The sequence below is a fragment of the Candidatus Melainabacteria bacterium RIFOXYA2_FULL_32_9 genome (genome assembly GCA_001784615.1).
GTDB lineage: Bacteria > Cyanobacteriota > Vampirovibrionia > Gastranaerophilales > UBA9579 > UBA9579.
This window is the reverse complement of sequence record MFRQ01000109.1, coordinates 11,616-17,904: the sequence shown is the minus strand read 5'-3', so window position 1 is coordinate 17,904 and position 6,289 is coordinate 11,616. Positions and strand designations below refer to the sequence as shown.

The 6,289-nt window shown below is 34.7% G+C and carries 5 protein-coding genes and 2 pseudogenes (2 of these 7 only partly in view); all 7 read left to right on the top strand.

Going from position 1 to position 6,289, the window contains the following annotated elements; genetic code table 11:
- Window positions 1–142, top strand: a pseudogene (locus A2255_04140) (hypothetical protein); it begins 440 nt to the left of the window's first position.
- A 2-nt stretch (window positions 143–144) separates the two neighbouring features.
- Window positions 145–477: a flagellar hook-basal body complex protein FliE gene (locus A2255_04135; GenBank protein ID OGI18453.1), complete on the top strand. Its 333-nt coding sequence runs from the start codon at window positions 145–147 to the stop codon at window positions 475–477.
- Window positions 478–547: 70 nt separating this feature from the next.
- Window positions 548–2,188 carry a hypothetical protein gene (locus A2255_04130; GenBank protein ID OGI18452.1) on the top strand — a complete coding sequence of 547 codons (1,641 nt, stop codon included), beginning with the start codon at window positions 548–550 and terminating at the stop codon, window positions 2,186–2,188.
- 13 nt (window positions 2,189–2,201) lie between these two features.
- Window positions 2,202–3,152, top strand: a complete 951-nt coding sequence (locus A2255_04125) for a hypothetical protein (protein OGI18451.1) — start codon at window positions 2,202–2,204, stop codon at window positions 3,150–3,152.
- 40 nt (window positions 3,153–3,192) lie between these two features.
- A complete protein-coding gene (locus A2255_04120; protein ID OGI18450.1) occupies window positions 3,193–3,870 on the top strand; it encodes a hypothetical protein in 678 nt (225 codons plus the stop codon).
- A 32-nt stretch (window positions 3,871–3,902) separates the two neighbouring features.
- On the top strand, window positions 3,903–5,987 hold the full coding sequence (locus A2255_04115) for a hypothetical protein (protein ID OGI18468.1): 2,085 nt from the start codon (window positions 3,903–3,905) through the stop codon (window positions 5,985–5,987).
- Window positions 5,988–6,043: 56 nt separating this feature from the next.
- Window positions 6,044–6,289: pseudogene (locus tag A2255_04110) on the top strand (hypothetical protein); it runs 1,017 nt beyond the window's last position.

Here is a 6,289-nt window from a genome sequence, read left to right as displayed (position 1 = left end):
TCTCGTATTGTCCCTTGCTGCATATAATGCGGGTGGTGGTAATGTTGATAAATATGGTGGCATACCGCCATTTAAAGAAACCCAAAACTATGTAAAAAACATTCTTTCTAATTATTTAAGTCAAAAAGCTGAAGGAGCTTAATTATGAATAATCACTATATTCCTAAAGTACAACTAAGAGAAGACATAGCAGAAACTAAATTAAATACATTCCAAAATCCAATGCGTTTGAATGCTATGGGTACGTCTCCTGAAGTTCCTCAATTTAAAGAAGTTTTAACAGGAATGGTTAAAGAACTGGATAGCACAGTAAAAGCTCCTGATCAGGTAATGCAGGATGCTATGCTTGGTAATGGTGCTGACATCCATGATGTAATGATTGCAATATCAAAAGCTGAATTGGGTATAAATGTTGCTACTCAAATTACATCAAAAGTAGTACAAGCGTATGAGAAAGTTATATCGATTCAGGTATAAAATATTATATGTTAATGTTGATTATCTAAACCTTTAATTTTAAAGATGAGAAAGAAGTGATTGAGTATCTATGGACAAATTATTGCAAAATAAGGCGGCATTAGGTGCAATTATAGGTGGTGTAGTTCTAATAATCATCCTGGCAATTGTTTTTGGCAGCAAATTTGGTGGTGAAGAAAAAAAGGTTGAAGATGAAAAGCTTAAAACAGAGTATGAACGCACTTTACTTATGACAGATAATCTTGGTAAAGCTCTGGAAATTCAATCGCTACTTGCAAGAGAAGGGATTAAGGTTGATAGAGAAGCAGAAGGTTCAAAATCTGCACTTATTCTTGATAAAAGTACTACCAGAGGTCAAAGAGATAGAGCATTTCTTACAATTGTAAGAAGTGGTATTATGGATAAAAATATCGGCCTTGAAATATTTGATAAAGGGGATTTTCAGTCTTCAAGAGAAGATAAAAGAATTAGACTTGCCAGAGCAATTAATGGTGAATTAGCAAGATTAATAAAGAAAATTCATCCTATTGAAGATGCTTCAGTATTTGTTTCTATCCCTGAAAATACTATGTTCGCTTCTATGCAAAAGCCTATTACAGCTACTGTGCAGGTGACTCTTCCTCCTCCTGGAGAAGATTCAAATGGAGAAGATAAGTTAGACCGTGACAAAATAAGAACAATTACTAATTTGTTAATGGGTAGTGTACAAGGATTAGAAGCAAAAAATATATCTATAACTGACACTAACGGTAGTGTATATTCAAGTTTAATGGGTCCTGAAGAGGATATGCTGACTTTGCTTGAAGAAAAAGATCAATATATGAAAAATAAGGTCATGGTTCAGTTGGATCGTTTACTTGGTAAAGGAAATTACGTAGTAACAGTAAGTACTTATCTAAGAGAAGCACCTCTTGAAGCTAGTAAAATAATATATAATCCAAAACAATCTTCAGTTTTAAATTCACAAAGATTTAGAGAAAGTTTAGGTGACAGATCATCAGATGTAAATAAATATAGTTCAGCTGTCAGTTCCTACGTTCCAGGAGGTCTGCCTGTAGCAGGCGATTCTGCATCTGATAGGAACTATGGAAGAACTGCTGAAGAAGTTCAATATGGTGTTGGTAGAACGCAAATTTCTGAAGTTAAAAATCCTGGCATGATTGAAGAAATATCAATTGCAGTTACGCTTGATAAAGCTGCTATTCCGATGGATACGCCTGTAAATGATTTAAAAGAATTAGTAGCAAGAGCTGCAAGTCCTAAAGTTAAAGCAAGTAATGTAAAAATAGCTTTTTCTGATGTAAGTAGTTCTTCGTTTTTATCTCCTGAAAGACCTCCTCAGATTCCAATTGAGGAATCAGGAAATCCATGGTGGCTTTTTGCTGCAATATTTAGTGTTTTAATGATATTAGGATTAGTCTTTATAGCCGGAAGATCAAAGGTTGCTGCGCTTAAGCAACAAGAGGAAATTGATCATCTAATCCAAAGAACTGCTGCTCAGGAAAATATGCTTAAAGAAGCTAATAATAGAGCTGCTCAATTACAAGACATGCATCAGCAATTACAGAACTCTATTACTGTAAATCAACCTCAACCTGCAATATCTACGCTGCAAGAAACCCTTACAGATATTAAAGGTAATATCGTAGAAACATCGGACGAAAAAGAACTTGCAAAAACATTAAAGACCTGGATTGAAAGTAGTGAATAAGGGGAGATAGTGTATGACAATATCAAATTTCAATCCGCAGGAATTTGGGCAAAGCTTAGCACAGCAAGCCCAGCAAGTTATTCCTCAAGACTTAACTGATGAACAAAAGCAATATGTGGTAAACAAGGTTTACCAATTTTGCATTTTAGCTGGTAATGCTCTTAATCAGGATCCTAATATTAATTTTGATGCTAATCAAGCTAGTATAATAGTTCAATTTATTGGCGAATGGACTTTTCATAAAAGTATAGATGCTATACGTGCTGGAGTTCCGCAGGATTGTTGGGATCAAATATTACAAGATGTTGCATTTGCTATATTTGAGAAAGCCAAAAATACTCAATCAGCAGGTATTCCTCAAGATCAAGCTATATCCATGGTTGAGCAGGAAGTGGCAGCAAGTTATGAAAAGAGTTTAAGAGAGCTTATTAAATCCGGTAAGATTAATGAGCAAGATTTAACGGGGGTTATGGCTCATTCAAACATAGATCAAATGGCACAAAGTGAGCAAAATAATCCTCAAATGTCTGTAGATGAAGAAAAGAAAACCATTAAATATGCATCTATTGCTTTATTATTAAAAACCTTGTCAGATACTAAGAAAGACAAGATTTTATCAGCTCTTGGTTCACAAGAAGCTGAGCAAATAAAAATGTTTATGCAAATACCGGATCTTGAAAGTAAAGTAGATCCTGCGCTTATTGATCAATTTTTAAAGGATTTCAAACGTAATATGTCTTCAATAAAAAGACATATATATTCTCAATCTAACAATATTATGAGCCTAAAAGAGCAGTTTACGGAGCTGGAGATTAAAAAGGTAGTGCAATTTGAGAGAAAGAAAATCAAAGATTATGTTGATTATTGTCTGGTAGATATTCCTACAGCATATATCCCTGTTGAGTTTTCTTCGCAAGTTTCTAGTATAATTACCAATTACATTAAATCCAAACTTCCTGCATAAAAATCTTTAATATAATTATTTAAGTAAACCTGGTATAAAAATGATAATTAAAAAAGGTAAAAAAGGTAATAATCAAGGCGATGATTCGACTAATAATGAGCAGAATTTGCCTAAAAATAGTCAAAGGGAGCACTCTTTTACTATCCAGGAGCGTCAGGAAAGACGTAGAGGGGATAGAAGAAGAGGATATAGACGCATTGATGATAGAAATTTAATATCAAGAGCGCATGAGGAAGCTAATCTTATTAAAGAACGTGCAGCTAAAGAAGGTTTTGAGTATGGACTTGCTCAGGCTAAAGAAGAGTTGAGAAAATTTGGCCTCTCAATAGCAGATTTCTTGAATGCAAAAGAAAGAGCTTTAGAAGAAGTATCTTCTGATATTGCTTTTATAGCTATAAAAGTAGCTGAAAAAATCATTAAAACTGAGGTGGCATGTGATGAAACAATAGTATTAAATATTGTTTCAGAAACTTTAAAAGGAGTTGGAAAGGATGAATCTAATATCATTATTAAGATAAATCCTATTGACGCACAAATAGTTAAGGAAAATATGCCTAAAATGTTTCCTTATGGAAATAAAAGTACTAAAATAGTGGTAATTGATGATGATGAGGTTGAGGCTGGAAGTTGCATAGTTGAAACCAATAATGGTATGGTTGATGCAAAGTTTTCGACTCAATTGGAAATACTTAAAAAGGCTTTTGAAGCTGGACTATAAGGAGAAAAGTTTTGGCAAGACCCCAAACACCAATGCCGGCAGTGAGTGAAATAGCCCTTGGGTTATTTATACTTGCTCTGGTTGTTATCCTTATAATCAAGGTGCCTCAGTGGTTTATTGATTTCGCAATAAGTTTAAATATAACCATTGGTGTTATTTTGCTGATGATTGCCTTGTATGTGCAAAAGCCACTTGAGTTATCCGCTTTTCCGTCAATAATCCTGATAGGTACAATGTTTAGGCTTGTGCTTAGTATTGCCGCTACCCGTTTGATTTTGTCAGAAGCTGATGGAGGAAAAGTTATCGAATCATTCGGTAACTTTGTTACCGGTGGTAATATGGTAGTTGGTTTTGTAATCTTTTTAATTATTACTGTAGTACAGTTTATGGTAATCACAAAAGGTTCAGAACGTATTGCTGAAGTAGCTGCAAGATTTGCTCTTGATGCTATGCCTGGTAAACAGATGGCTATTGATGCTGACTTTAACTCGGGACTTATTTCCCCTGAAGAAGCAGTAAGAAAACGTGATGATCTCCAAAGAGAATCCAGTTTATATGGCTCCATGGATGGTGCTATGAAGTTTGTAAAAGGGGATACCATTGCCGGTATTATAATTACTATAATTAATATTGTCGGTGGCTTGATTGTCGGAATATTAATGATGGGGATGCCACTTGAAGATGCTGTTACTACCTTTACTAAGTTAACAGTGGGTGATGGTCTTGCAGCACAGCTACCCTCACTATTAATGGCATTAGCTAGTGGTATTGTTATGACAAGGTCTACCTCTACAAGCACCAGTTTGGCCAGAGATTTATCTGCTCAGATTATGAGCAAACCTTATAGCTTAATATTTTCAGCGGCTTTCCTATTTTTGATCACAGTAACAAGCAGCATAACAGGACTTCCTTGGTATTTCTTTGGTGCGTTTACCATAGGACTCATTGTAGCTGGATTTATGGTATTTATTTCTCATGATGTTCAACAGCAAATGGGTCAATTGGAAAATGTAAAACAAAATATGCAGGACCTTGTTAATCCTAATAGAATGTATGAAAGACTTGGAGTTGATATTTTAAGCTTACAGGTTGGTGCAGGATTAATAAAAATTGCAGATCCAGAGCAGGAAGGACAACTTTTAGCTAAAATAGCTGCATTACGTCAGAGAATGACGGATGAATATGGTTATATTATTCCTAACATCAGAATTATGGATAGCAGTGCTTTAGAACAAACTGAATACTTGATTTCTATACGTAATAATCCTGTTGCTACAGGTTTTGTCTATCCTGATAGATTTATGGTCTTGGCTGATCAATGGGATTCTATGGGATATCCATTACCAGATGATGTTATCATTGCTGTTGAACCTACTTATCAAACTCAAGCTTATTGGCTTAGACCTGATCAACTTGAAGAAAATGCTGTAACTACTGCAGATCCAACAGATGTTGTGGTTACACACTTACAAGATTCTGTGCGTAAGTATGTTGATGAAGTAATGACTAAGACTGACGTGTTAAAATTAATGGAATTAGTTAAGAGTCAGGATCCTACTCTAGTTAATGATCTTGTCCCAGCTATAATTTCAACTAGTGATCTGCGTAAAATATTTGTTAATCTTATTAGAGAGAAAGTTTCTATTAAAGATATCATTTTTATATTTGAGAGATTGTGTGATTTTGCAAGATTTTCCAAAGAACCTGATATTTTATCAGAAAGATTGCGTGCTGCGCTTGGCAGACAAATTTGTTTAAGTCATACCACAGAAGATAAAATTCTATATACTATAACTTTGTCTTCTGAGTGGGAAAGAACACTGGATGATTCTTGTCAGAGAACAGAACTTGGCACTATGTTCTTATTAAATCCTCTTCAAATTCAAGAATTAATAGAGATTTCTGCTTCAACGCTAATGCGTGCCCATCAGAGTATTGGCAGACAACCTGTTATTCTGTGTTCACCGAGAATAAGGCTTCCACTTTACCAACTGCTTGAAAGACACATACCAACAGTAGTAGTTATATCATACAGTGAATTAATACCTGATATTAGAGTGGAATCTGTTGATACAATCGGTGAAAATGAATATAGTGGTGATTATGCATTTGGTTAAAACACTAATCGGGGTTTTCTATGCTTCAGCAGGACAAAGAAAATACTGTAGAGTTTATTAAAGACAAAACTCTGAATATATTAAACAATACTGAACTCTTTAAATATAAAGGTACAGTATCAAAATTACTTGGATTAACTGTTGAAGCAAAGCTTCCAGGATTAAGAATAGGTGATTTATGTTTTATTGAAACTCCTAATGGTGTACCTAAGGCGGCAGAAGTCGTGGCTTTTAAAGGTGAAGTTGCTCAAATGCTTCTTTTGTATGATGGTTCTGGAATAAGTCAGGGAAGCTGGGTTACA